Genomic DNA, 22,097 nt, shown 5'->3' with positions numbered 1-22,097 from the left:
ATGGCGATGAGTCAGGAGTTTCAGCTGGGGCTTAACCTGATTAAGAGGTTTGGGGAACAGCTCAGGAGCGTAGCTGAGGCTAAGAGTGAGGAGGAAGCCAAGCCTTTTATAGAGAGCATAAAACATCCTATCTTTGGAGCTATGGCTCAGATAAAAGCGGGGGAAGGACCCCTGAAGGAGGAGATCCTCGAACCCCTCGCCGTCATCGTTTCTCAGTTCAGAGAAACAACGGACTTCGGCGCTCTTAAGGAAGCTATAAGGGAGGTTCTCAACCTCGTAGAGCAGGCAGAGAAGTTAGAAGCGGAAGGTGCCAACAAGGAGACATGATAAAGCACCTTATAAAGGGAGGGAGCATCATAGACCCCTCCCAAGGCTTGGTAGGAGTTTACGATATTCTGATCGAGGGAGAGAGGATAAAGAAGATTGAGGAGGAGATATTCGAACCCGAAGCCCAGATAATAGACGCCAAGGGTCTTATAGTCTGCCCGGGTTTTGTGGACCTTCACGTTCACCTGAGGGATCCCGGACAGACCTACAAGGAGGATATAGAGAGCGGGAGCAGGGCGGCGGTGGCGGGGGGGTTCACGACGATCCTCTGTATGCCCAACACCGATCCTCCGATCGACTCTCCTGAGGTGGCAAGATACGTTGTATCTAAGGCTGAGGAGGTGGGTCTTTGCAGGATTCTGCCTGCTGGAACGATAACGAAGGGAAGGAAGGGAAAGGAGCTTTCCGACTTCTGGGCTCTTAAAGAATCTGGGTGCGTTGCCTTCACCGACGACGGGAGTCCCGTCATGGATTCGGGGATAATGAGGAGAGCCCTTGAACTCTCCTCTCAGCTCGGTGTTCCAGTGCTTAATCACTGTGAGGACGATGGGCTCGCTAAGGGAGCAATAAACGAGGGTGAGATCTCCGCCCTCTTAGGGATATCCTCGAGACCTCCAGAGGCGGAGGACGTTTTGAACGCGAGAGACTGTATCCTCTCCTACTACACGGGAGGGCATGTCCACATACAGCACCTTACCACAGCCCTTGGGGTGGATATAGTCAGATACTTCAAAGATAGGGGAGCTAAGGTGACCTGCGAGGTAAACCCCTATCACCTTTTCTTCACGGAGGAAGAACTTTTAAGGAGCGGGGCGAACGCAAAGGTGAATCCTCCCCTCAGAAAGGAGGAGGATATCGAAGCTCTGAGGAGCGCCCTCACAGACGGAACGATCGACTGCGTAGCCACCGACCATGCCCCCCACGCTCCCTTCGAGAAGGGAAGGCTCGACTCGTCTATGCCGGGAATGATAGGACTCCAGACTGTTCTACCGATGATGTTGGAGCTCGTATCGAGGGAAGTTCTCTCTATGGTGAGAGTGGTAGAGCTCATGTCCACAAACCCAGCGAGAATAATAGGCTTAGAGTCTGGGACGCTCCGGGAGGGCTCACCCGCCGACATAGTTATCCTTGATCCCAAGAAAGAGTGGGTTTTAAGCGGGGAAACCAGTTTTTCGAAGAGCAGGAACACACCACTCTGGGGAAAGGTCTTAAGGGGCAAAGTTATATACACGATAAAGGGAGGGAAGGTTGTCTACAAAGATAATTAACGGTGTAGATACTTCTTCTGAAGCTCCTCGTAGGTTATTGGGGGTGAGAAGAGGTATCCTTGGCAGTAGTCTATTCCAAGCTCGAGAACCTTCCTGTACACGAGGGTGTTCGACACAAACTCAGCTACGCTCTCTAAACCCACCTCTTTGCAGAAGGAGACTATAGCCTTCGCCTCCGCAAGGGCAACCTTATCGTCGACGATCCTGCTTATTATGGACCCGTCTATCTTTATGTACATAGGCTTGAGTTCCAGTATCCTACCGAAGTTAGAGTAACCAGTGCCGAAGTCATCTATGGCTATATTTACACCGAAGGATCTCAACCTCTGGTAGAAGTCCTTTACTATATCCATCTCAATGTGGCTTTCTGTTTCAAGGATTTCAAATATTATCTTTCTCGCCGTCGCCGGATCCGACTCTATCTTATACATGATAAAGTCCACGATTATTTTGCTCTTTATGTCGTTGAGGTCAAGGTTAAAGGATACGCTGTAGGGTATATTCTTGGCTACGAAAAATACCTTATCGAAAAGATCTACTATGCACTCCTCCATAAGGGAACTACCCTTTAAAATGTCCATATACATGGTGATGGATCTTATCTCGCCGTCGGGCATCCTGATCCTTCCTAAGGCTTCAAACTTCTCTACAGATCTCGTTCTGGAGTTGAATATGGGCTGGAATACGGGGACGACATTGCCCGATCTCAAAGCTTCTCTAAGTTCATCGTATTTCTTCCTCATGTTGGCAATCTTCAAGTTTCTGTCTATGTCCAGCGCAAGCTCTTTGAAATCGATCAGCGGCTTGCTCTCTCTGCTTGCCACCTCCGCGGCAGCCACAGCTTCATCGTACGAATCCTCACCTATTCCCAAGCCTACCACCGTTTTCACAGCGAGCTTCATCTCGAAGAAATCTACCTCTATCTCCTCGAGCTCCGAAGCCACCCTGTAAGCTATGTACTTCGAGTCTGCAGTGTTCCCGAAAACCTCTCCAAAAACGATCCCTCCTCCCGCGTACTCGACTCTGCTCTTAACACCCAAGTCGTAAAGTATAGCTCTGAGCTTGGAAATCAATACTCTGCTTATCTCACTTAGAACGCCAGATCCGTACAGACTCATCATCTCTGCGAAATCGACCATCTTGACGGCTATGACTAAGGAGGGCTTTTCTTTTTTTGAGTGCTTGGACTTTTCATCACCCCGGTAAGCTTTCTCTCTAAAAAGGAGGGTCAATACGAAGGCTGTGAGGAGTAGAGCTACCACTATAACTACATCGCCCCAGTTGGAGATTAGGTATTCAACGACGCTTTCTATGGTGCGGCTTATCATAACCTGTTCTGCGGAGGTTTATTATAGTATACGGGAACATGGGGATATTTAAGGAGGATCTTATAAACTTCGGTAATCTCATAGATACGGAAGTTGAGGTAAAGCTCACTCCGGAAGACTTCAAGAGGGCTTTCCCCGATTTAGATTTCGAATTCTCCGACGGGCTTGTAAAGATAAGGGGGAAGAAGAAGGTCCTACTATTCAATAAGGGCTTCGAGTTCAGGGGAAGAGAGGACGAGAGGAGGGTTTACAACTTCAGGCAGTACGAGACTGAAGATATGGGTGTATACCTTGAGATAGTCTCCTCTGACGGCATGGAAGAGCTGTTAAAGAGGGATGCTTTTTTTAAGGAAAACGAACACCTTAAGATGAGCGTCTTTGAGGTTCTGAAGAGGTCTGAGATCTATCCAAAGATACCGGACGCCTTCAGAGATAAGCTCGTAATCACGAGGTATAAAGTAAGAGACGGACATCTCGCCGTATTCATAACCGTTACGAAGTGATATCATTAATCCTATGGAGAAGAGGATAGCTACGCCCCTCACGGACGATGTAGTGGAAAGCCTGAGGGCTGGGGATAAGGTTCTTATCACAGGTTACATATACACGGCGAGGGACGCTGCCCACAAGAGGATGGTTGAGGCTATAGAGAGGGGAGAGAAGCCCCCGATAGACCTCAAGGGGCAAATAATCTACTACGTTGGACCCACGCCTCCAAAGGAGGGACAGGTCATAGGTTCTGCGGGACCAACGACAGCCATAAGAATGGACAAGTATGTCGAACCTCTCCTCAAGCTCGGTCTAAAAGGGATGATAGGTAAAGGGTACAGGTCTCCACAGGTAAAGGAACTATTGAAGAAGTACAAGGCAGTTTACTTCGCCGCTGTAGGTGGTGTTGCCACACTGCTCCAGAAACATATAAAGTCTTCGGAGCTCGTCGCCTACGAAGATCTTGGAACGGAAGCCATAAGGAAGCTATACGTCGAGGACTTCCCCGTGATAGTTGCCAACGACATATACGGTGGAGACATCTTTGAAGAGGGAAGGAAGAAGTACGCCAAGATAGAGATTTAAGCTACTTCCACTCTGTTCTTCCCTTTTCGCTTAGCTTGATAGAGAGCTTTATCGGCTCTGCTAAGGAAGGTTTCCACGGTGTCGTCTTGCCTGAATTGGGTCACTCCCATACTAACCGTTATCCTTCCCGGTTTCCCAAAATTTTCCTCCTCTATGGCCGTCCGGATTCTCTCTGCGAGCCTCCTCGCGCCCTCGAGACCAGTTTCCGGTAAGAGAGCTACAAACTCCTCACCTCCCCATCTTGCCAGAAAGTCCGTCTTCCTGAGCTTCTCATTTACCACATCCACAAACCTCTTTAAGACAAGGTCTCCGACGGCATGTCCGTAAGTGTCGTTTACCTTCTTAAAATTGTCTAAATCCATATATATGAGTGACAACGGTCTGCCGTACCTTCTTGCCCTCTCCACCTCGGAGGAGAGGACGCTCCCCATTGCTCTTCTGTTAAGTACACCAGTGAGGGGATCCTTTTGAGAAAGTTCCTCCAGCTTCCTCTGATAATCTATGAGTTCAGTAACATCGTTTAGGGTTATTATCAGAAGGTTCTTGTAACTACCTATGAAGGGAAGAAAGAACCTTTTTTTACCCGACACAACCAGCTCTATAGGTTCTGTTTCCCCCTTTCGTCCGTAATCTTCTATCACGGAGACAAGTTGAGGCAACACTTGGGAAATCGGTTTATTTAAAGGAGCCTTACAGGAAGTACCGAGCAGTCTACAGAAGGAGAGATTAGCGTCTACGATGATCCCTTTATCGTCCACTACAACGAGGGCTTCGACAAGGGAGTTTACAACGCTCGTATAGTAATCCCTCGTTATCATACTCTCTTTGAGTCTCTGGGCGGTATCTCTTATACGTAAGTATAGCTCTTCAAACTCGTCACCGGTCTTGGGAGGTGGGGGAAGATCCAGGTTGCCCTCACCTATCTCCCTGAGCATTCTTAGGGCAAAGTTAGTGCGCTTAGCAAAGATCAGACTCATGTAGTTGACGAAGAAGAATATGAACATGAAGGATAGCACCAGAGTTCCTAAGGAGAGATAGATCTCCTGTTTGAGGAGATTATGGTAACGCTTGGTATCTATACTTAGCACTATATAACCTAAAAGTTCGTCTCCTAAACCAATAGGTTGAACCAATAGAGTTTCAGAGTTTTTTGCAATAATCTTAGAATTCTCCACCCCCTTCAAGTCTTCCATGTAGGGGAACCTCTCAAATAGAACTATCCCCCTTTCCTTCGAGGCTATTATGTATCCGGTTTTGTCCAGCACAAGAATATCCTTTATCTGGCTGGCGGGGTTGGTTTCCAAGAGTTCTTCTATCTTATCGTAATCACCGTAATACAGGCTGTCGGCGAGGTAGATCGCCTGGGTCCTCGCATAGTCCTTCATTTCCTCGATCATAACCTTCTCCACAGCAACTTCAAATCTGTATACGTCCCAGGCTGTGAGCAGGGCTATAAGTATGAACGCTGTGGTGGAGGTCAGTAGTAAGATCTTGGCTCTGAAACTTTTTATCATAGCCCAAAGGTCAACATCTTCTTTTTGAGGATATCTATAAGCTTCCTGTCCTTTTCTGAAAGTCTCTCGAACTTAAGGGTCTTTTTGAACTCGTGCAAAACCCTCCTACCCTCCGTGTCCCTATGCATTGAGGTAAGGATGTCAATGAGTTTATCTACCTTTGCCTTACTCAGCTTACTCGAGAAATTAACCAAATGGCGCGGTATGTCAGGAGATACAAATAGAATCTTGAAGAAATGCTTTTTGTCCTTTACTATCGATTCAAATTTTATATCGTAAAGGGCTCCGGCATCTGTTTTTTTTAAAAATACCCATCCAACAACGTTTTCTTCCTCTCCGGCGAAAACGTAGCCTATACTATCTTCAGGCACTGGATCCGACGGGCTTTTTAACTCTACAAGTTTGAACCCCCTTTCGAGCAGAAGAGCGACGGGGACGAAGTAACCCGATGTGGAAAAAGGTTCGTCGAGGGCGAGCTTTTTGCCAACCAGATCCCTGAGAGAGTTCAATTCGGAATCTTTCCTCGTGAATATCAGTGTGTGGTAGTACTTGACGCCGTTCTTCCACCTTAAAAGCAGCGGCTCACACCCTGCCTTTATACAAACCTTTAGCGACGGATAGACGCTGTCTATGAAGATGTCTACCTTTCCCTCTTCTATAAGCATCTGCATGTGGGGTATGTCCTTGGCAAACTTTATCTTTACATCCTCTCCTAACCTCTTCTCTATATAGGAGGCCAAGAGCTCGTACCTCTTGACCTTTTTGGAAGGCTTCGCTGTTATCGTTCCTATGGTTAAAGCCCAGGAGAATATGGGTGTAAGCAGTAAGATCACGAGGTATTTAGAAGTAAAGCTGGGCTTGAAGTTGGTGTACTGTTTGATCATCGCCACCGCTCCAACGGTTATTTATAAAGAGAACGTTATAAGACCATTTTAATCTGTGCTTATCGAGGTAATGGTTAAAGCCAAGGGTTAAGACTTCCCTCTTCCTACCTTCGTACTTTATATTCTGGAACTCGTACCTGAAGGCGGGTTCAACCTCACCCATCAAAGCATCCACAAGGTAACCAGTCTGCGCGTACCACCCCGACTCCTCCCTATCTACCTTTCTGTACCTCATCAAGGCGTACTCAAGCTGGAACGTCAATACACCTACGCCCAAGCCAAACCTGCCGAAGAGGTCCATCCCAAAGATCTCACCGCTTTCATTTTTCACCTCGTATCCGTTATCTACATCGTCGTCGGTATCCACGTCGAAGTTCCCGTTCTTGGCGTAGGAAAGACCCAGGCTGACCACATTCCCCTCGCTCTTCTCACCCACGCCCGTATCGTCCTTCTTCTTCTCTACAAAACCCGGCGGGGAAAACTCTATCCTTAACGCATAGAAGTTGCCAAAGCTCACCTCTGATCTCACGTTCTCTCCCGCCTCCTGCTTCTCCTCTATGGAGGACCCATCGGACACGGCGAACATGTATCTAACAATCCCCTTGACAAAGCTCCCCTCCACCATGAGCTGAAGACCGTCGTAATCACCGAGCCAGTCCTTGGCGTCTTCTATGAAGAAGGGTCTCTCTATCAGCAGTTGCCTCGAAGAAGAGGTTAAGGCTATCCTCGAGTAGGGCTTCTTCTTCTTTCCGAAGAGGACAGATATCTCGTCCCTGAACTTCCACTTCAGGTAAGCGTACTTTAGTCTTACGTCGGTATCTCTGCGTTTTTTCTTTCCGCTACGGAAATTGTAATCCCTATCTATTTTATCGGCACTAAGAACTATCTTTGCCTTCAGGCTTTTTCCTACAGGAACTCTGCTCAATTTTTTGGAAACCTCCAGCCTTGCTCTTCTCATATAAAGATCGCTCCTATTTTCGAACTTACCGCTGTCCTTGTAAATATCGCCTACGTCCAGCCTGGGCTGGAGCCTTAACTTTAGATCAAGATCTATCGGGAAGCTAATAGATGCTGTGGAAAGCAGAAGGATAAAGGATCTTAGGAGTTTCATAGATTAAATTATAAAAGCCTCTCGGCGAGGTAGTCCGCTAAGTGCTTTGCCTCCTGTTCGTTTCCGAACTTCTTAACTCCGTCTCTCAGCTGAAGGACACAACCGGGGCATGTCGTCAGTATGTAGTCAGCCTTCGTCTCTTTGAAATCTTCCATCTTCTCCCTCTGAACCTTCGCTGATAGCTTCGGGTTTTTTATGCTCCATAGTCCGGCAAAGCCGCAACAGGACTGAGCTTTTTCCGCTCTGACTACCTCCGCTCCCTCGACCTTATTCATAACGCTGTAGAAGATCTCGGAATTTACTTTCATGGCGGTGTAGGAGTGACAAGGAACGTGAAAGGTGAGCCTCTCGTTCGCCGCTTTGAACCTGGAGTTCTCTCCCTCCTTGAAGATTATCTCTGCAAAGTCGTAAACCTCCCAGTCCCTTCCATAATCCTCTATAAGGGCTCCGCCGCAGGTAGGGCAGGCGACCACTATGGCGTCGAAATCGTGGCTATCTATCTCTTTCAAGTTGTGATCCCTCAACCTCTCAAAAGCTTCCACGTTACCGTGATAAAGGTGGGGCGCACCACAGCACTTGATGTCTTTTGGAACCACCACGGTGTATCCGAGCCTATTCATCAACTTCACAACGCTCTTGCCCGTTTTTCCATAGAAGACGTCTATCATGCATCCCGTAAAGAAGAGGAGCCTTCCCTTCTCATTCTCGGCTTTGAAAGTCTTTCCCCTTATGCCGAAAGGCTTCCCGTCGGGTTTTGGCATAAACTTAACCGTTCCCGTCGGTAGAGGGATCTTTATCTCAGGAGGGAGGAGTTTGGAAAGCTTTCCGGCAGCTCTTATGACCTTCCTTCCAAGATCGGACTGCATAAGTTCGAGACTTTTGAGTCCCGCCTTAGATATGAAATCCCTCCCGAGTTCCTTCTCCTGTAGCTCCCTCGCCTGAACCATTATCTCCTTGTAGTGAACATCGTTGGGACATACCCATTCACACCTTCTGCACATAGCACATTCGTTCCACTGGGAAGCCACCTCTTCGTTTAAAGGGAGCTCTCCCCTGACCACCATCTCTGCCAGAGCGAGCCTTCCCCTCGCGTAGCTGCCTTCTTCTCCGTGGTAGGAAGGACAGACTGACTTACAGAGCCCGCACTTCACGCACTTCTGGGCGAGATCGAGGGGTATAACGATTCCCTTCTCCATTGGGAGATAATAATCTAACTTACCTGCGTGCGGAAAAGCTGATGGAACTCACAGGTATAATTAAATTCCATGGAGCTGTTCTCCCTTAAAGAGCCTCTCAAAGGCTACGAGATAAAGTTCGGGAGGGTGCCGGTAGATAGAATAAGGGTCCCTTCCATACAGAGGGAGCTCTCTGACAGCCTCGTGAGAAGGCTTATGCTCTCGATAGAGAAGGTCGGCTTCGTGGATCCCGTTTTGTTGATCGAAACGGAGAACGGCTTAGAAGTTATAAACGGACAGCACAGGGTCGAGGCGGCCAAGCTCGTAGGACTCAAAGAAGTTCTCGGGATAATACTTCCGCCTGATATGAAGGATTACGTAATCAGCCTGAACGTGGAAAAGGCTCCCAACCTCAGGGACAAGTCCCATCAGGCTTACGAAATATTCATGGAGTATCTTAAGAAAAGTCCCGACATGGAGGAGGCGGAGCTTGAGCTTATGGTGGAGGAGCCCTACTACCTGACGGTAGGGTTTGTGATAGACAGGTTTCAGGACAGGAGGTTTCCCGGTTACGCTTTCGAGAAGGTTCTTAAAAAGGCGGATAGCTTTCTCAATATGAGCCTCGAGGAGGCAGAGAGGGAGAGGGAAAGTAGAGCGAGGTTGTTATTAGAACTCAAAGAGGTTCTGAGCGAGAAGTACGAGGAGCTCGGTCTCCAGAACGCTCTGCAGAAGGAATCCATAGTAACCAAAGCTTTCCAGAACATCTACGGAAAGAGGGTGAGGAGCGTGGAGGACGACTTCTACACCGTTTTTAATAAACTAAAAGAAGAGATACCGAAGGTCTCCTTTGCGGAGGAGGAGTTATCTGAGCTTTAAGCCCTCAACATCTCTTCGGCAGTGGCAACTACACTCTCACCAAGAGCTTTGAGGTTATACCCTCCCTCGAGGGCAAAGAGTGAAGGAACGCCGAGATCCTTTGAGACTCTCAGAATACTTCTCACGATCCTCCTTATCCCTTCCGTTGAAACGTTCAAGTAGGTTAGTGGATCGTCCGAGTGGAGATCGTACCCTGCCGAAACGAGAACGAAGTCCGGAGCAAACTCCTTCATAACCTTCGGAAGAAGGTTCTCGTAGACGTTCAGATACTCTTCGTCGCCGGCTCCAGCAGGCATGGGAACGTTTAGAGTGTATCCCTCTCCCTTTCCGGCACCCCTCTCCTGGGCGCTACCCGTTCCAGGGTAGAAGGGATACTCGTGGGTCGAGAAGTAGAAAACGGTATTGTCCTGATAAAAACTCCTCTGGGTTCCGTTTCCGTGGTGGGCGTCGAAGTCTATGATGAAGACTTTTCCCACGCCCTTAACCTTCCTCAGATAGTGGGCACCTACGGCTACGTTGTTGAAGATACAGAAACCCATAGCCTTCGCATACTCAGCGTGATGTCCCGGAGGTCTCACAGCACAGAAGACCGTCTCTACCTCCCCCTTTAGCGTTCTGTCTATACCCTCTAAGATAGCACCAACCGCCAGGAGGGCAACGTCGTAAGTATGTTCGTTGGCGTAGGTGTCGGGATCTAAGAACCCTCCTCCCGCCTGACAGAAGTCGTGTATCTCCTGTATGTAGTTAGGATCGTGGTTCAGCACCACCTCCTCCACCTTAGCCCTTCTGGTAGGTATGTTTACCATCTCCTTAAGCAAACCTGCCTTTTCCAAGTGGTTCATTATGGAGATAAGCCTCTCCTTCCTCTCGGGATGATCAGGGTAGTCGTGTTTTAAATAGGCTTCGTCGTATATCAGTCCTGCTTTCATAATAGCGTTATTATATTAGAGAGGAGGGAGAAGTGAGGGTCCTTGCCTTCGATATAGAGACCGCTCCCGACACAGGAAACCTCAGCTATAGGGATTACCTCTACTTACAGAGAAGAGGAAGGAGGGAGAGGAGCGAGGAAGAAATGGAGAGGGAGATAACCCTTAATCCCTTTACACTGTTCATCATCTCCTTTTCTGTGGTGGTGGTTGACGATGGAAATTTGGGTGAGGGTGTGGTAGTTTACCTTTCCGATCTGAGCAACGAACCGAGAACCGAGGAGGTCTTTTACGAAGAAGGAAGATCCGTAGAGGTCTCCTTTATACCTCTTAGAACGGACTTCATCTACGGGAGGCTCTATGAAAAGGAGGAGGAGCTTTTAAAGACCTTCTGGGAGTATGTCAGCAAAGCTGACAGAATTGTTAGCTTCAACGGATACAGCTTCGACGGCTACGTTCTTAAGATAAGATCTATGATCCACGGAATAGACATCCCTCCCAAGTTTCTCGCTAACAGAAGCTTCCACGTAGACCTGATGCAGGTCCTCTCCAACGGCGAGAGGGAGAGGAGGTACACCTTCGACTTCGTGTGCAGGAGGTTCGGAATACATACTCCCAAGGACATAATCGACGGGAGCAAGGTCCCGGAAGAGTTCTACAGGGGAAACTTCTTTACCGTAGCCCAGTATAACCTCAAAGACAGCCTCGCTTTAGCTCAGCTATACCTGAAGTTGAAGAAGTACCTTAGGGAGGAGGTAACGATAGAAGAGCCTCCCACCGAGAGCCAGATGAGGTTCCTTGTAGATCTGATATCAGAGCTCACGAGCCTGAGCCCTGAAGGTGTTCAGGAAGTTCTCGTGGACTTCGTAGGAACTGAAGGAATAACGAAGAGGAACATCTCCGTCTTTATAGAGATCTTCAAGAGACTGAAGAGGACACCTTACTGATCACCTGTAGAGTTTCCTAATTTCTATATACTCCCTTACACTGTCAGGAACCATGCAGTAGATACTCTTCCCTTCCCTCAACCTCTCCCTTATCTCCGTCGCCGATACGTCCACTCTCCTTATCTTAAGGAGAAGAAAATTTTTGCCCTCTTTCAGGTTGGGGAACCTCTCCCTAAGGTAATCCCTCACCCTGTCAGCCTCACCCATCCTGTCCACGATCACGAGATCCGCAAGCTCTAAAATCCTCTCCGGCTCTCTCCAGAGGTGGAACTTGAGAACGCTGTCCGCCCCAAGGAGAAGGTAGGGTCTCTCCCCAAGCTTAGGAACGAGGTGAATAAGAGTCTCAACGGTGTAAGAAATCCCTCCCTTCTTAACCTCGTAATCCTCTATCTCAAAACCCTCCTCCCCCTTAAGGGCGAGCCTTAACATCTCCAACCTATCCTCTGGAGAGGCTCTGTGCCCCTCCTTCAGCGGTGCATGGTAGGCGGGTACAAAGATCACCTTCTTCGCTCCGAGCCTTTCTTTTACGTCTCTCGCTACGAGGATGTGACCGATGTGGACGGGATCAAAGCTCCCCCCGAAGAGAACGAGCATGCTTCAATATTATAGTGAGAGATGTCTCTGAGAAGTAAGTTAATTCTATCCACTGCCGTTGTCGGATTTATCCTATCGATGATCAGCACAGTTCTGTTTCTTGTGGTTGCCAACCTCCACCTCAAGGATAGTGTAGAGGGCGAATACGGGAGAATATTCAAAACCTACACTTTTATTTTAAAAACTGTTGCCAGAAACTCAAACGATGTTATCGTCAGGCTCAGAGATTGTAAAGATAAAAGGGCGGAAACTTATTTACTCCTTAGGGACAGGCTTCTTATCGGTAGGGTCGAGGAGTGCATATTTTACGGCACAGACTTTAAAAGGGTCATAGAGCTTACCGCAGGTTTAAACGACCTCCGGTGGTTTATAGTTTACGACCGCTCCGTCGTGGAGAGTCTTTTGAGCAAGGATGGAGAGATCTTAGACAGGTTCCTGGGGAGCAGAACGTCTATGGGAGACTACCTCATAGAAGGTTATATAGATCCCGAGCTACTACATTACCTCAACGATCTATCGGGCTACACGCTGGTAAAGAACTACTCCCTGCTAATGGTGGATTTCCCTCTGCTCACCGAAGGTTCCGTTCCGGTAGGAAGGATAATCTTCGTAAAGGACTTCTCGCCGGTTCTGAAAAATATACTCTTCGCTCCGGTAGTGTTCCTTATCTACACTATACTCCTCGTTATAGCTCTCTCTGTTGTTCTCCTCGTTATATTTAACAGAATAATCAGGGACGTTGCCCTACTCAGGGACATGGCGTACAGGTTCAAGGAGCTTAATTTTTCTGACATACAGAGGCTCAGCAACATGCTGAGGAGAGAAAAGAGAAGGGACGAACTCTTTTACCTTAAGAGATCGATACTTACCATGGCTCAAGAGCTCGAGGCTCTGATAAACCAGCTTAAGGAGGAAAAGGACAAGCTCGAGAATATGGCTTACACCGATCCACTGACTGGTCTCAGCAACAGAAGGCTGTTCATGGAAGAAACCAAGAGACTTGTAGAGTTAGCCAGGAGGCACGGAGAACCTCTTTCCATAATTATGCTCGATGTGGACAACTTTAAGAGGATAAACGACGAGTACGGGCACGATGTGGGCGATATAGTTCTCCAGAAACTCGCCGAAGTTATAAAAAAGAACATAAGATCGTCAGACGTCGCGGCAAGATACGGTGGGGAGGAATTTATAGTAGCCCTGCCTAAAACGGATGAACGTGGAGCCCTCCTCGTAGCCGAGAGGATTCGCCAGGACTTCAAGAGGACTAAGGTAAAGCTAAACTCGGAGGAGGTTGGGACTACCGTAAGTATAGGTGTGGCGAGCTATGGGAATGGGGACGATTTGGACACGCTGATAAAGAAGGCGGATGAAGCTCTATACGAAGCGAAGAGGAGCGGTAAGGACAGGGTTGTCATATATAAAGAGGAAGATCGGAAGACGGGTTCGCCAGCGCCCTGATGAGCATATTTTCTATAGCCCTTTTAGCTGGAGGCTCTAACCCTCTGTTCAGTTTCAGGAAGAAGTGAAAAAGGACGCCCGAGGCTTCCAGACCAAGACCCCTGTCGGCGAGAACCTTCTCCTCCCAGTTCCTTATCTTCCCGTTCAGGGCTCTGAGAATTCGATTGTTCGTGTTTAGTTTCGGATACCTCGGAATCCCCACGAACTGGTATCCCCTCACCTTACCCTCGAGAAGGAACACCTTTACCAAGTAGTTTCCGCTTTCGACAGAGAGTTCCTCATCGGCATCCTCGAAGAGCCCTCCCGACCCGGCGGTTACCGACCTCGTCTTCACCGCATTGTAGTCCACGAGACCTGGATTTTTAACCCTCTTCCCAGCAAGGTTAAAGCCTGCCACGTAACCCGCTTGTTGAGCAGGAGGGAAGAGAGCTATCCACCTGTGATTTCCCCATACGTCCACCCCCGAGGCTATGTCTCCCGCAGCGAAGACGTCGGGATCCGACGTTTGTTGATACTCGTTCACGAGGATTCCTCCTATCGGACGCCCTAAGTTCTTGTCCATGTGCACTTCTATGTCAGTCCCCTCAACCAGGTAGGTCCTCGGTCTCACCCCCGTGGAGACTATTACCATGTCCGCCTCTATGAAGAAGCTCCTATCGGAACCCCTCGGCTTTATCTCCACAGCCTCTACCCAGTCCTTCCCGTGGAAGGCTACCACCTGATGCTCGAGGTATATGTCGATACCCGTCTCCTTCCTAAGCGTTTCCCCGTATATCCTCCCCATCTCGTGGTCTAACATTCTCGGAAGAACTCTGTCGAATATCTCAACGACCGATACTTTAACTCCCAAATGATGTAGCGTCTCAGCGTCCTCTATACCTATTGGTCCTGCCCCCACTATCACAGCCCTCTTCACCCTCCCAGAGGTTATCCACTCCCTGATCTTTCTCGCATCGTCCAAAGTCTTTGCGGTACTCACACCCTTTAACTCGACACCTTCTATGGGAGGGACGAAGGCGTAAGCTCCAGCCGCGAGCAGACATCTGTCGTAGGATATCTCCTCACCGTCCTTGGTTATAACTACCTTCCTTCTGTTGTCTATCCTCTGAACCTCCTTCTTTGGTCTGAAGTCGACCCTGTACTTTTCGTAGAAGGCTTCCCCACCCTTGTAGAAGAGAGCCTCCGGCAGTATGTCGTCCCTTATGACATTTTCCATACAGTTGGGAGCGTAGGTAGGATGCTCCTCGTCGGAAAGGACTATAAGCTCGCTCTCCCTATCGACCTGCCTGAAAGCCTCTACCGCGCTCGCCGACGCCGGTCCGTTCCCTACGATAACTACCCTCATTTCACTCCGCTGTGCCCACGATCAACATGGTTAAAGCTTCAGGACTCATTCTTATTACCTCCTTTGTTAATATCGTAATTGAGTTTACCCTCCGAGAAGGGCTTGATGAAAGTAAACACTATAAAAGCAACCGCAAGCGCTAAAGCAGTTTTTCCCAGCTCCTCGTAAGCCTTAGGTCTCAACTACCTTCTCCCGTCCAGCTTAAGTATATACTCGGTGCAGGTTCTCACTCCGAAACCCGTTCCTCCCTGAACGTAGTATCCGTAATCCTCCCTCGACCAGGCAGGACCCGCTATATCGAGGTGAACCCATTCTATACCTTCACCCACGAACTCCTCGAGAAACATGGCGGCGGTTATCGCCCCTCCGTATCTGCCTCCTGTGTTCACAACGTCCGCTGGACCCTTCTTTATCTTCTTCCTGAGTCTCTCGTCGTCCATCGGTAGTTCCCAGACTCTCTCTCCGGTCTCCTTGGCTATCCTCTTTATCTCCTCGCCAAATCTCTGGGAGTTGGTAAAGAGACCTGCCGTGTACTCTCCGAGGGCAACCATGCAGGCACCGGTGAGCGTTGCCATGTCTATTATCTTCGAAGGCTTGAGCTCTGAAGCGTAGGAGAGAGCATCCGCAAGGGTTACCCTACCCTCCGCGTCGGTGTTGTCTATCTCTATGTACTTCCCGTTCTTAGCCCTTATTATGTCGTCGGGTCTGTAAGCTGTTCCCGAGGGCATGTTTTCGGCGGCTCCTATTATGCCGTGAACTTCGATCTGGGGTTTTAACTGAGCTATAGCCCTCATTATTCCGAGAACCGCACAGGCTCCCGACTTGTCCATCTTCATCGTTCTCATGTAGTCCCCTGGCTTTATGTTTAATCCACCGCTGTCGAAGGTGAGCCCCTTGCCCACTACCACGATCCTGTCCTTAGCCTTCCCTCTCGGCTTGTAGGTTAGGTGTATGAACCTCGGAGGGGTGGCAGAGCCTTTACCTACGCTCCAGAGGGCGAGCATGCCCATCTCCTGTATCTCCTTCTCGTCGTAAACCTTGCACTTGAGCTTGAACTCTTTTGCAAGCTTCTTAGCCTCCTCGGCGAGGGTTATGGGGTTGATGATGTTCCCCGGCTCGTTCACTAAGCTTCTCGCGTAGTTCTGAGCTTCGGCAAGTACCCTCCCAACCTCTATAGCCTCATCTTCTCCTTGATGTATGAGAACCTCCTTTACCCTCTTCCTGTCCTCCCTCTTAGACTTGTACTTATCGAAGCTGTAGTCTCCCAAAATAACGCCCTCCGTGAGCGCCTGAGATACCTTTCCGTCCATCCTGGGAGCTATAAATACACTTTCCTCCACTCCGTCCTTCTTCAACCTCTTTAAGGCGAGGGCTGCTATCCTCCTGTGGGTGTCGAGATCGGCTTTCTCCTTCTTACCTAAGCCTGCAACGTAAACGAACTCAATCCTCTGTCCGGGAAGGGGAATCTTTTCTATCTGTCCTTCCTTCCCTTTAAACTCCTCGAGCTGAAGAACCTTCTTTACCCTTGTGGATATTCCCCTGCCAAGCTTTGAGAGGGGTCTTAAATCCTCTTCGAAAATCATAACAACTGCGGCTTTGACGCTCAAATTCTTCAGATCTCCTTTAAAGGACTTTATCTCCATCTTCGGACCTCCGAACCTGGGTAGATTAATGATATAGTTTATCTTGAAGGAGGGAATTGGGATGGACAAAGATCCTAAAACCTACCGAAGAGAGGAAGAGCACGAAAAGCCCAAGGTTGTAGAAGAAGGTATATGGGTAGCGGGTGAGGCTCTGAAGAAGGCTCCCAAGCTCAGAGGCATCCCAACGGGGATAGAGGGTTTGGACGACCTCTTCTTTCATACCGAGCTCGAGAACGGGAAGGTGGTTAAGAAACCCTTGGGGGGGATACCAGAGTACGCTGTGGTGAACCTAACCGGCGTGTCGGATACGGGAAAATCCCTTATGGTAGAGCAGTACACTGTAAAGCAGGCGGAAAGAGGTGACGTAGTAGCCTTCATAACGGTCGAGAGCCCTGCGCCCTTCGTCACGATGGGCTTGAGGGAAAGGGCAACTGCTATGGGGATCGACTTTGACAAGATACAGGACAGAATTGTTCTTATAGATGCGGCGAGCCACACTAGCCTGAGGGACAACATCCCTAACCTTTTAGCCACCCTTGCCTTCGCGATAAAGAACTACAAGGTTAGACATACGGTGATTGACTCCGTTACCGGTCTATACGAAGCTAAGGAAATGCTCGCAAGAACTGTGGTCCGCCAACTCTTTAACTTCATGAAAAAGTGGTATCAGACTGCCGTTTTTGTCTCTCAGAAGAGAAGCGGTCATGAGGAGCTGTCCGCCGAAGCAGCAGGGGGGTATGCGGTCAGCCATATAGTTGACTGCACCATGGTTCTCGCCAAGGAGCTCATAATGACCAGGAGCCAGTCGAACTTATACAAAAGACCGATAGGTGATATAGTCAGACTTTTCAGGATAGATGGATGCAGACTGTGCGGTCACGACACGAAGACCCATTACTTGGAGATAACGGAGACGGGGCTCGTGAGGATTGGGGAACCTCTTGTGGCAGGTTAAAATATATAAATAAATAATGTCAGGAGGGTTCGAGGATGGTGGGAGAAAGGATAAAGAGCCTCAGAGAGGAGAAGGGACTTACAAGAGAGGAGTTTGCTAAAAGGATAGGTATTCCTGCCGGTAGGCTTGAGGAGATAGAGGAGGGTAAGTTAGAGCCTTGCGACGCGACGCTGGTTTACATTTCAAAGCTCTTTGACGTGGACTTCTGGTGGCTCAAGGAGGGTAGACAGCCGGCGTTAGCCTGACCGCTTCATTCTTTTTATAAGCTCTTCCATCACCTCTTTTACATCGACCTTGTTGATGGTCAGCGCTAAGGTAAGCGTGTACAGCATGTCTGCAGTTTCGTAAAGAATGTCCTCTTTCTTTCCGTTCTTTAGGGCTATAAGGGTTTCTACGGCCTCCTCCCCGAACTTTTGTATAACTCTATCTATCCCTTCCTCTGCAAGCTTTACGGTGTAGGAGTCATCTGGCTTTTCCGCAAGCCTCTGTAAAATTATCTCCTGAAGCCTTGGTAAAGCTTCGAAGGGAAGGGGCTTATTAACCTTTTCTCCTTCCAGGGTTCTGAAGAAGCAGTTCCTCTCACCCGTGTGACAAGCTCTGTTTTTTTCCTGCTCTATAACGTATATGAGAGCATCCTCATCACAGTCTACTCTTATTTCAACAACTCTTTGAAGCTCCCCAGAGGTTTCACCCTTCTTCCAGATCTCCCCCCTACTTCTGGAATAGTAGTGGGCGTATCCTGTTTCGAGGGTCTTTTTGATAGCCTCCTCGTTAGCCCACGCGAGCATCCTTACCTCGCCCGTCCTGTAATCCTGTGCTATCACGGGAATGAGACCTTCGGAGTTAAACCTGAGCTTTACCATCTAATTAATTCTAAAGCCTTTTACCGTATCAACAAGGAGCTTCACCTTCCTAAAGTCCATATCGGGAGCTAGTCCGTGACCGAGGTTGAATATGTAGCCTGTCTTTCTGGGAACACTTCTGAGGAGTTCGAGAGCCTTGAATTTTACAGTCTCTTCCCTTCCGTACAGTACATTTGGTTCCAAATTTCCCTGAAGGACCTTATCGCTCCTGAGAGCTTCTATAGAAAGGTCTACACTCCAATCCACGGAAAGAACGTCCGCCTTAGTTTTCTCCGCAAGATCCATGAAAGAGGAGGAACCTCTAAAGAAGTAAATAACAGGCGTATCATACTTCTCCTTCAGACGCTGGATGAGCTCCGAGACATAGGAGAATACGTACTCCTCGTAGTCCACCCTGCTAAGATACAGAGCCCAGCTGTCGAATATCTGAACCACATCCGCCCCAGCCTCTATCTGCGCGGAAAGATATTTGAATACGACATCCGTCAAGACCTCCATAAGCCTTCGAAAATCGTACTCTTTTTCCCACATATAAAGCTTGGTCTTTCTAAACTCTCTACTTGATTCGCCCTCTATCATATAGCTTGCAAGTGTGAAAGGAGCACCGGCAAAACCTATAACTGGGACCTCGCTTTGGGCTTTCTTCACTCTGCGGATTACCTCATAAACAAAGGCGTTTGCCTCCAGATCATACCCTTTTAGATCCGAGATCTTACCGCTCCAGCTGAGCTTAGGACCTTCGTTTTCAACGAATTCAACTTTAACGCCCAAAGGCTCGAGAGGAACAAGTATATCGGAGAATATGATTATGGCATCCACACCCAGAAGCTCGAGAGGGAGTAGAGAGACCTTGGTAGCGAGATCGACATTTTTACAGAAGTTCATGAAGTTCTCCTCCCTCGCTCTAAGATCCCTGTACTCCCTCATATACCTACCAGCCTGGCGCATTAGCCATACGGGAAATCTCTCTATAGGTTCCTTCCTTATAGCCTTTAGGAGAAGATCGTTTTTAAGCATGGGATTAAGATTATAAGGCTTTTAAAATGGTAGGCGGGACAGGACTCGAACCTGCGACCTCCGCCTTGTAAGGGCGAGGACTTGTTTTCTAAACTTGTTGTCTTTCAACAATTATACGAGATAGTTAGCCTCAAGGTTGAAAATAGGTTGAAAATTGGTTCCAAAATCAGACCTCACCCCTCCCTATTCTTGGCATAAACTCACCAAAATCTTTAATCTTTGGCGGGCTGTTTTCAGAAAACCTCTGAGTTACAAGCGTTAGAGTTTGCTCACATGGGCTTGAGCTGATGCTTGAGCTGAAACGAGCTGAACAATCGACTCACTGTCTCAACCGGCTTGGATACGGGTGAGTCAATTCAAGCTATTAGGGCAAAGAGGATAGGAAGAAAGTATAAATTTCATCATGTCCTGCCGATGTTGTAAGATATATGATTAACTGTAGAAGGAGGGACCTAGTTATGAGGAGTGAACAAGGTGGTAGCCTGAGAGAGTTAAGGGAGCAACTGGACAAAATTTACAAGGAAGAGTTGAGCAAGAGTAAATACATGAAAGAAACGGTAGAGGAGATGTCCGTGTTGGATGAAATACTAAAACAGTCAAGCTTTTATCCTAAAAGCGAGGAGCGTTACACCATACTTGCGAGCGAGATAAATGCCTACTTGGGATGAAATACTAAAAGAAGCCCAAAGTTTCACCGATCAGCTACTTGATAAATATCTCACCCGTATGCACGAGCACACCGGCAGGACTGTTATAGTTTATTTCTCGGCTTTTACTCTATCCAAACCACTTCAAGTTAGCCCACTTATGCCTATTGTAGATCAAGATATGCAGGGGTTTATGACATGCTCGAAAGGGGTAAACAAAAGCGGGCTCGACTTGATTCTCCACACTCCAGGTGGTGATTATGAAGCTACTAAAAGAATAATAGACTACCTTCATTCTACTTATGCGCATATAAGGGTGTTTGTGCCTCATTTAGCTATGAGCGGGGGCACGCTCATAGCTTGTGCAGCTGATGAGATATTCATGGGCCCTTACTCGAGCATAGGGCCAACCGACCCTCAAGTGCCTATTAGTGGCAGGCTTGTTCCGGCTGAGGCTATCATTGCAGAGTTCAAGAGAGCGTTTAAAGAAAGCGCCGAGGACCCGAGAAAAGTTTTGCTGTGGAGAGAAAGATTGTCTGTCATCCCGCCAGGGCATATAGACGCTCTTGAGACTATGGTTAAGAATGCTCGTAAATACCTCAAGGAGCTCTTAAAGCGGAGGAATCTTAAAAACAAAAGATTAACCCGGTATAAATTAGATAAACTGGTGAAAGTTTTAAGCAGCTATACACATCATTCATCTCATGGTAGAGGAATAAACCTCAAAACTGCTCAAGAGCTCGGGCTTAATGTAATTGACCTAAGGCAGGATAAAGAACTTGAAGATGCCGTCCTTTCAGTTTACCATGCTGCCGTTATTGTGGCATCATCTGCGCCACAGGTTGCCAAGATTATTGCTAACCATGAAGGGCGCAAGTTTGTAGTCAGCGCTCCCCTTCCTTCCCCAGATACCTCGAGAATGTCGTCAGTCCATGAAGCTTCTGATAAGTAATAGTTGTGGAAGTTGTTAAGAACATTTTTGTAATGGATCCCTCACAGCTCCGATCCGTCTATTTCTTTTGATTTTGCACCTAATTTCCCCAAAACGAGGCAAAAGAATTAAAAACCCACATCCACCTTCCCCAGCTCCTTTCTTATGTGCTCAGGAGAGAGATGAGCATATCTTTTAGTCATCCTCGGGCTGTGGTGCCTCATGAGCTCCTGAACGGTGGGGAAGTCTACACCTGACATGACAAGGTAAGAGGCAAAGGTATGCCTAAGGTCGTGGAACCTGAAATCTTCTATTCCTGCCCTCTTGCATGCGTTCTTAAAGATCCTCTTGTAGCCCTGCCCTTCCACACTGTAAGGCTCTCCCTTCGAGTTGGTGAAGACATATCCGTAGTCTATTCCTTTCGCCTCCTGATAGGCTTTGACTTCTCTGAGGACTTCAAGAGCTTTGGGATGGAGCGGAAGGCTTTTTGTCTCTTTGTTTTTGCTGTATTTAGCTTCAACGGTCATGTATCCACGGTAGAGGTTTACCTTATCCCATGTCAGGGAGAATATCTCGGAAGCTCTTAGTCCCGTAAGTATGGCGAACTTTATAACAGGTCTAAACCACTCCGGAGAGGCTTCAAGCAAAGCCTTTATCTCTTCGGGAGTTAAATATCTGACCCTCTCATCGTTTACCTTGTAGGTCTTTATCTTCGGGAGCTCCCCCGAATACATACCCCACTCTTTGGCTTTATGGAGTATGGCTCTGAGAACGTTCAGCTCCCTGTTCACGGTGGAAGGTTTTACTCCTTCCTTCAGCCTGTCCTGTTTAAAGCTCTCTATGAGTAAGTCTGAGAAGTAATCAAGGGTTTTGTCTCCAAAGATCTCTATGAGTTTGTTTATCCTCCTCTCGGTTTCTCTTATGGTCCTTCTGGAGGCGTTTACCCTGTCAGTCTTGTACCATTCGAGGTACTGACGGGCTACGTCTTTAAAGAAGGGAGCCTGTTCCCTCTCAAGATATGTCCCTTCTACTATTTGACTTTTTAGCTTGCTCGCTATATATCGGGCTGTCGTTAGAGGTATCTCATCTACCCTTCCTATCCTTTCGGTGTAGGTCTTTCCTTTATATGTGAAGCGGAACCAGTAAGAGCCCTTCAGGATGTAGAGGTTGTCTCCTACCGCTGTTTTGCCTTTAGCTTTAGGTTTGCGGGGCAT

Annotated in this window: 23 protein-coding genes; 11 read left to right on the top strand and 12 right to left on the bottom strand. The window is 48.2% G+C overall.

The window, feature by feature from the left end; translation table 11 throughout:
- Positions 1-327, top strand: coding sequence for a hypothetical protein (locus tag ACZ483_RS05085; protein ID WP_464325091.1), 327 nt, complete (start codon positions 1-3; stop codon positions 325-327).
- Positions 324-1,595: a dihydroorotase gene (locus ACZ483_RS05080; protein WP_464325090.1), complete on the top strand. Its 1,272-nt coding sequence runs from the start codon at positions 324-326 to the stop codon at positions 1,593-1,595. The genes ACZ483_RS05085 and ACZ483_RS05080 overlap by 4 nt, the downstream gene beginning before the upstream one ends.
- On the opposite strand, the gene ACZ483_RS05075 is transcribed toward ACZ483_RS05080, so the two are convergent.
- Positions 1,592-2,923: an EAL domain-containing protein gene (locus ACZ483_RS05075; RefSeq protein ID WP_464325089.1), complete on the bottom strand. Its 1,332-nt coding sequence runs from the start codon at positions 2,921-2,923 to the stop codon at positions 1,592-1,594. The two genes, ACZ483_RS05080 and ACZ483_RS05075, sit on opposite strands and share 4 nt — an antisense overlap.
- A gap of 38 nt (positions 2,924-2,961) precedes the next feature.
- On the opposite strand from ACZ483_RS05075, the gene ACZ483_RS05070 reads away from it, so the two are divergent.
- Entirely contained in the window at positions 2,962-3,426 is a 465-nt protein-coding gene (locus ACZ483_RS05070) for a hypothetical protein (RefSeq protein ID WP_464325088.1), read from the top strand.
- Positions 3,427-3,439: 13 nt separating this feature from the next.
- Positions 3,440-3,997, top strand: coding sequence for a Fe-S-containing hydro-lyase (locus ACZ483_RS05065; protein WP_464325087.1), 558 nt, complete (start codon positions 3,440-3,442; stop codon positions 3,995-3,997).
- Here the strand turns inward: ACZ483_RS05065 and ACZ483_RS05060 are convergent.
- The 4 genes from ACZ483_RS05060 to ACZ483_RS05045 are packed head-to-tail and all read right to left on the bottom strand — an operon-like array spanning position 3,994 to position 8,702.
- Positions 3,994-5,511 carry a diguanylate cyclase gene (locus ACZ483_RS05060; protein WP_464325086.1) on the bottom strand — a complete coding sequence of 506 codons (1,518 nt, stop codon included), beginning with the start codon at positions 5,509-5,511 and terminating at the stop codon, positions 3,994-3,996. The two genes, ACZ483_RS05065 and ACZ483_RS05060, sit on opposite strands and share 4 nt — an antisense overlap.
- The gene (locus ACZ483_RS05055; RefSeq protein WP_464325085.1) at positions 5,508-6,395 is read right to left on the bottom strand and encodes a phosphate/phosphite/phosphonate ABC transporter substrate-binding protein; all 888 of its coding nucleotides are present in this window, start codon (positions 6,393-6,395) and stop codon (positions 5,508-5,510) included. The genes ACZ483_RS05060 and ACZ483_RS05055 overlap by 4 nt, the downstream gene beginning before the upstream one ends.
- Entirely contained in the window at positions 6,352-7,506 is a 1,155-nt protein-coding gene (locus ACZ483_RS05050; RefSeq protein WP_464325084.1) for a porin, read from the bottom strand. The genes ACZ483_RS05055 and ACZ483_RS05050 overlap by 44 nt, the downstream gene beginning before the upstream one ends.
- Positions 7,507-7,514: 8 nt before the next feature.
- Positions 7,515-8,702 (bottom strand): (Fe-S)-binding protein, encoded by a 1,188-nt coding sequence (locus tag ACZ483_RS05045; protein WP_464325083.1) that lies wholly within the window; start codon positions 8,700-8,702, stop codon positions 7,515-7,517.
- A gap of 69 nt (positions 8,703-8,771) precedes the next feature.
- On the opposite strand from ACZ483_RS05045, the gene ACZ483_RS05040 reads away from it, so the two are divergent.
- The gene (locus ACZ483_RS05040; RefSeq protein WP_464325082.1) at positions 8,772-9,557 is read left to right on the top strand and encodes a ParB/RepB/Spo0J family partition protein; all 786 of its coding nucleotides are present in this window, start codon (positions 8,772-8,774) and stop codon (positions 9,555-9,557) included.
- Here the strand turns inward: ACZ483_RS05040 and ACZ483_RS05035 are convergent.
- Entirely contained in the window at positions 9,554-10,486 is a 933-nt protein-coding gene (locus ACZ483_RS05035; protein ID WP_464325081.1) for a histone deacetylase family protein, read from the bottom strand. The two genes, ACZ483_RS05040 and ACZ483_RS05035, sit on opposite strands and share 4 nt — an antisense overlap.
- Positions 10,487-10,518: 32 nt before the next feature.
- On the opposite strand from ACZ483_RS05035, the gene ACZ483_RS05030 reads away from it, so the two are divergent.
- Positions 10,519-11,430, top strand: a complete 912-nt coding sequence (locus ACZ483_RS05030; RefSeq protein ID WP_464325080.1) for a ribonuclease H-like domain-containing protein — start codon at positions 10,519-10,521, stop codon at positions 11,428-11,430.
- Here ACZ483_RS05030 and nadD read toward each other — a convergent pair whose 3' ends face one another.
- A complete protein-coding gene (nadD, locus tag ACZ483_RS05025; RefSeq protein ID WP_464325079.1) occupies positions 11,431-12,024 on the bottom strand; it encodes a nicotinate (nicotinamide) nucleotide adenylyltransferase in 594 nt (197 codons plus the stop codon). It lies immediately after the preceding gene.
- A 21-nt stretch (positions 12,025-12,045) separates the two neighbouring features.
- Here nadD and ACZ483_RS05020 point away from each other — a divergent pair, with 21 nt between their 5' ends.
- Positions 12,046-13,482, top strand: a complete 1,437-nt coding sequence (locus ACZ483_RS05020) for a diguanylate cyclase (protein WP_464325078.1) — start codon at positions 12,046-12,048, stop codon at positions 13,480-13,482.
- Here the strand turns inward: ACZ483_RS05020 and ACZ483_RS05015 are convergent.
- Together ACZ483_RS05015 and ACZ483_RS05010 are read right to left on the bottom strand one after the other, a co-directional pair.
- Complete coding sequence (locus ACZ483_RS05015) at positions 13,436-14,827, bottom strand: NAD(P)/FAD-dependent oxidoreductase (protein ID WP_464325077.1); 1,392 nt, start codon at positions 14,825-14,827, stop codon at positions 13,436-13,438. The genes ACZ483_RS05020 and ACZ483_RS05015 overlap by 47 nt on opposite strands.
- Before the next feature lie 182 nt (positions 14,828-15,009).
- The gene (locus ACZ483_RS05010) at positions 15,010-16,470 is read right to left on the bottom strand and encodes a leucyl aminopeptidase (protein ID WP_464325076.1); all 1,461 of its coding nucleotides are present in this window, start codon (positions 16,468-16,470) and stop codon (positions 15,010-15,012) included.
- Between the two features lie 61 nt (positions 16,471-16,531).
- Here ACZ483_RS05010 and ACZ483_RS05005 point away from each other — a divergent pair, with 61 nt between their 5' ends.
- Together ACZ483_RS05005 and ACZ483_RS05000 are read left to right on the top strand one after the other, a co-directional pair.
- On the top strand, positions 16,532-17,425 hold the full coding sequence (locus tag ACZ483_RS05005) for a KaiC domain-containing protein (RefSeq protein WP_464325075.1): 894 nt from the start codon (positions 16,532-16,534) through the stop codon (positions 17,423-17,425).
- 35 nt (positions 17,426-17,460) lie between these two features.
- Complete coding sequence (locus ACZ483_RS05000) at positions 17,461-17,670, top strand: helix-turn-helix domain-containing protein (RefSeq protein ID WP_464325074.1); 210 nt, start codon at positions 17,461-17,463, stop codon at positions 17,668-17,670.
- Here ACZ483_RS05000 and hisIE read toward each other — a convergent pair.
- The gene (gene hisIE / locus ACZ483_RS04995; protein ID WP_464325073.1) at positions 17,662-18,288 is read right to left on the bottom strand and encodes a bifunctional phosphoribosyl-AMP cyclohydrolase/phosphoribosyl-ATP diphosphatase HisIE; all 627 of its coding nucleotides are present in this window, start codon (positions 18,286-18,288) and stop codon (positions 17,662-17,664) included. The two genes, ACZ483_RS05000 and hisIE, sit on opposite strands and share 9 nt — an antisense overlap.
- Entirely contained in the window at positions 18,289-19,305 is a 1,017-nt protein-coding gene (gene hemE, locus ACZ483_RS04990; RefSeq protein ID WP_464325072.1) for a uroporphyrinogen decarboxylase, read from the bottom strand. It abuts the gene before it with no gap.
- Between the two features lie 458 nt (positions 19,306-19,763).
- Here hemE and ACZ483_RS04985 point away from each other — a divergent pair, with 458 nt between their 5' ends.
- Together ACZ483_RS04985 and ACZ483_RS04980 are read left to right on the top strand one after the other, a co-directional pair.
- A complete protein-coding gene (locus tag ACZ483_RS04985) occupies positions 19,764-19,973 on the top strand; it encodes a hypothetical protein (protein ID WP_464325071.1) in 210 nt (69 codons plus the stop codon).
- The gene (locus ACZ483_RS04980) at positions 19,957-20,904 is read left to right on the top strand and encodes an SDH family Clp fold serine proteinase (RefSeq protein WP_464325070.1); all 948 of its coding nucleotides are present in this window, start codon (positions 19,957-19,959) and stop codon (positions 20,902-20,904) included. Before ACZ483_RS04985 ends, ACZ483_RS04980 begins: the two co-directional genes overlap by 17 nt.
- A 107-nt stretch (positions 20,905-21,011) precedes the next feature.
- On the opposite strand, the gene ACZ483_RS04975 is transcribed toward ACZ483_RS04980, so the two are convergent.
- On the bottom strand, positions 21,012-22,097 hold the full coding sequence (locus ACZ483_RS04975; protein ID WP_464325069.1) for a phage integrase: 1,086 nt from the start codon (positions 22,095-22,097) through the stop codon (positions 21,012-21,014).

This window comes from Hydrogenivirga okinawensis, from assembly GCF_055385515.1.
Note: the sequence above shows the minus strand (reverse complement) of the source record. Positions and strands in the feature narration are given on the sequence as shown.

What these genes read in the sequence shown, in the direction of transcription:
- ACZ483_RS05005 (WP_464325075.1), top strand. Translation starts at nt 16,532, where the DNA reads ATGGACAAAGATCCTAAAACCTACCGAAGAGAGGAAGAGCACGAAAAG.
- ACZ483_RS05010 (WP_464325076.1), bottom strand. Translation starts at nt 16,470, where the DNA reads ATGGAGATAAAGTCCTTTAAAGGAGATCTGAAGAATTTGAGCGTCAAA.
- ACZ483_RS05045 (WP_464325083.1), bottom strand. Translation starts at nt 8,702, where the DNA reads ATGGAGAAGGGAATCGTTATACCCCTCGATCTCGCCCAGAAGTGCGTG.
- ACZ483_RS04980 (WP_464325070.1), top strand. Translation starts at nt 19,957, where the DNA reads ATGCCTACTTGGGATGAAATACTAAAAGAAGCCCAAAGTTTCACCGAT.
- ACZ483_RS04985 (WP_464325071.1), top strand. Translation starts at nt 19,764, where the DNA reads ATGAGGAGTGAACAAGGTGGTAGCCTGAGAGAGTTAAGGGAGCAACTG.
- hemE (WP_464325072.1), bottom strand. Translation starts at nt 19,305, where the DNA reads ATGCTTAAAAACGATCTTCTCCTAAAGGCTATAAGGAAGGAACCTATA.
- ACZ483_RS05035 (WP_464325081.1), bottom strand. Translation starts at nt 10,486, where the DNA reads ATGAAAGCAGGACTGATATACGACGAAGCCTATTTAAAACACGACTAC.
- ACZ483_RS05040 (WP_464325082.1), top strand. Translation starts at nt 8,772, where the DNA reads ATGGAGCTGTTCTCCCTTAAAGAGCCTCTCAAAGGCTACGAGATAAAG.
- ACZ483_RS05015 (WP_464325077.1), bottom strand. Translation starts at nt 14,827, where the DNA reads ATGAGGGTAGTTATCGTAGGGAACGGACCGGCGTCGGCGAGCGCGGTA.
- hisIE (WP_464325073.1), bottom strand. Translation starts at nt 18,288, where the DNA reads ATGGTAAAGCTCAGGTTTAACTCCGAAGGTCTCATTCCCGTGATAGCA.
- ACZ483_RS05055 (WP_464325085.1), bottom strand. Translation starts at nt 6,395, where the DNA reads ATGATCAAACAGTACACCAACTTCAAGCCCAGCTTTACTTCTAAATAC.
- ACZ483_RS05070 (WP_464325088.1), top strand. Translation starts at nt 2,962, where the DNA reads ATGGGGATATTTAAGGAGGATCTTATAAACTTCGGTAATCTCATAGAT.
- nadD (WP_464325079.1), bottom strand. Translation starts at nt 12,024, where the DNA reads ATGCTCGTTCTCTTCGGGGGGAGCTTTGATCCCGTCCACATCGGTCAC.
- ACZ483_RS05060 (WP_464325086.1), bottom strand. Translation starts at nt 5,511, where the DNA reads ATGATAAAAAGTTTCAGAGCCAAGATCTTACTACTGACCTCCACCACA.
- ACZ483_RS05085 (WP_464325091.1), top strand. Translation starts at nt 1, where the DNA reads ATGGCGATGAGTCAGGAGTTTCAGCTGGGGCTTAACCTGATTAAGAGG.
- ACZ483_RS05065 (WP_464325087.1), top strand. Translation starts at nt 3,440, where the DNA reads ATGGAGAAGAGGATAGCTACGCCCCTCACGGACGATGTAGTGGAAAGC.
- ACZ483_RS05000 (WP_464325074.1), top strand. Translation starts at nt 17,461, where the DNA reads ATGGTGGGAGAAAGGATAAAGAGCCTCAGAGAGGAGAAGGGACTTACA.
- ACZ483_RS05020 (WP_464325078.1), top strand. Translation starts at nt 12,046, where the DNA reads ATGTCTCTGAGAAGTAAGTTAATTCTATCCACTGCCGTTGTCGGATTT.
- ACZ483_RS05075 (WP_464325089.1), bottom strand. Translation starts at nt 2,923, where the DNA reads ATGATAAGCCGCACCATAGAAAGCGTCGTTGAATACCTAATCTCCAAC.
- ACZ483_RS05050 (WP_464325084.1), bottom strand. Translation starts at nt 7,506, where the DNA reads ATGAAACTCCTAAGATCCTTTATCCTTCTGCTTTCCACAGCATCTATT.
- ACZ483_RS05080 (WP_464325090.1), top strand. Translation starts at nt 324, where the DNA reads ATGATAAAGCACCTTATAAAGGGAGGGAGCATCATAGACCCCTCCCAA.
- ACZ483_RS04975 (WP_464325069.1), bottom strand. Translation starts at nt 22,097, where the DNA reads ATGCCCCGCAAACCTAAAGCTAAAGGCAAAACAGCGGTAGGAGACAAC.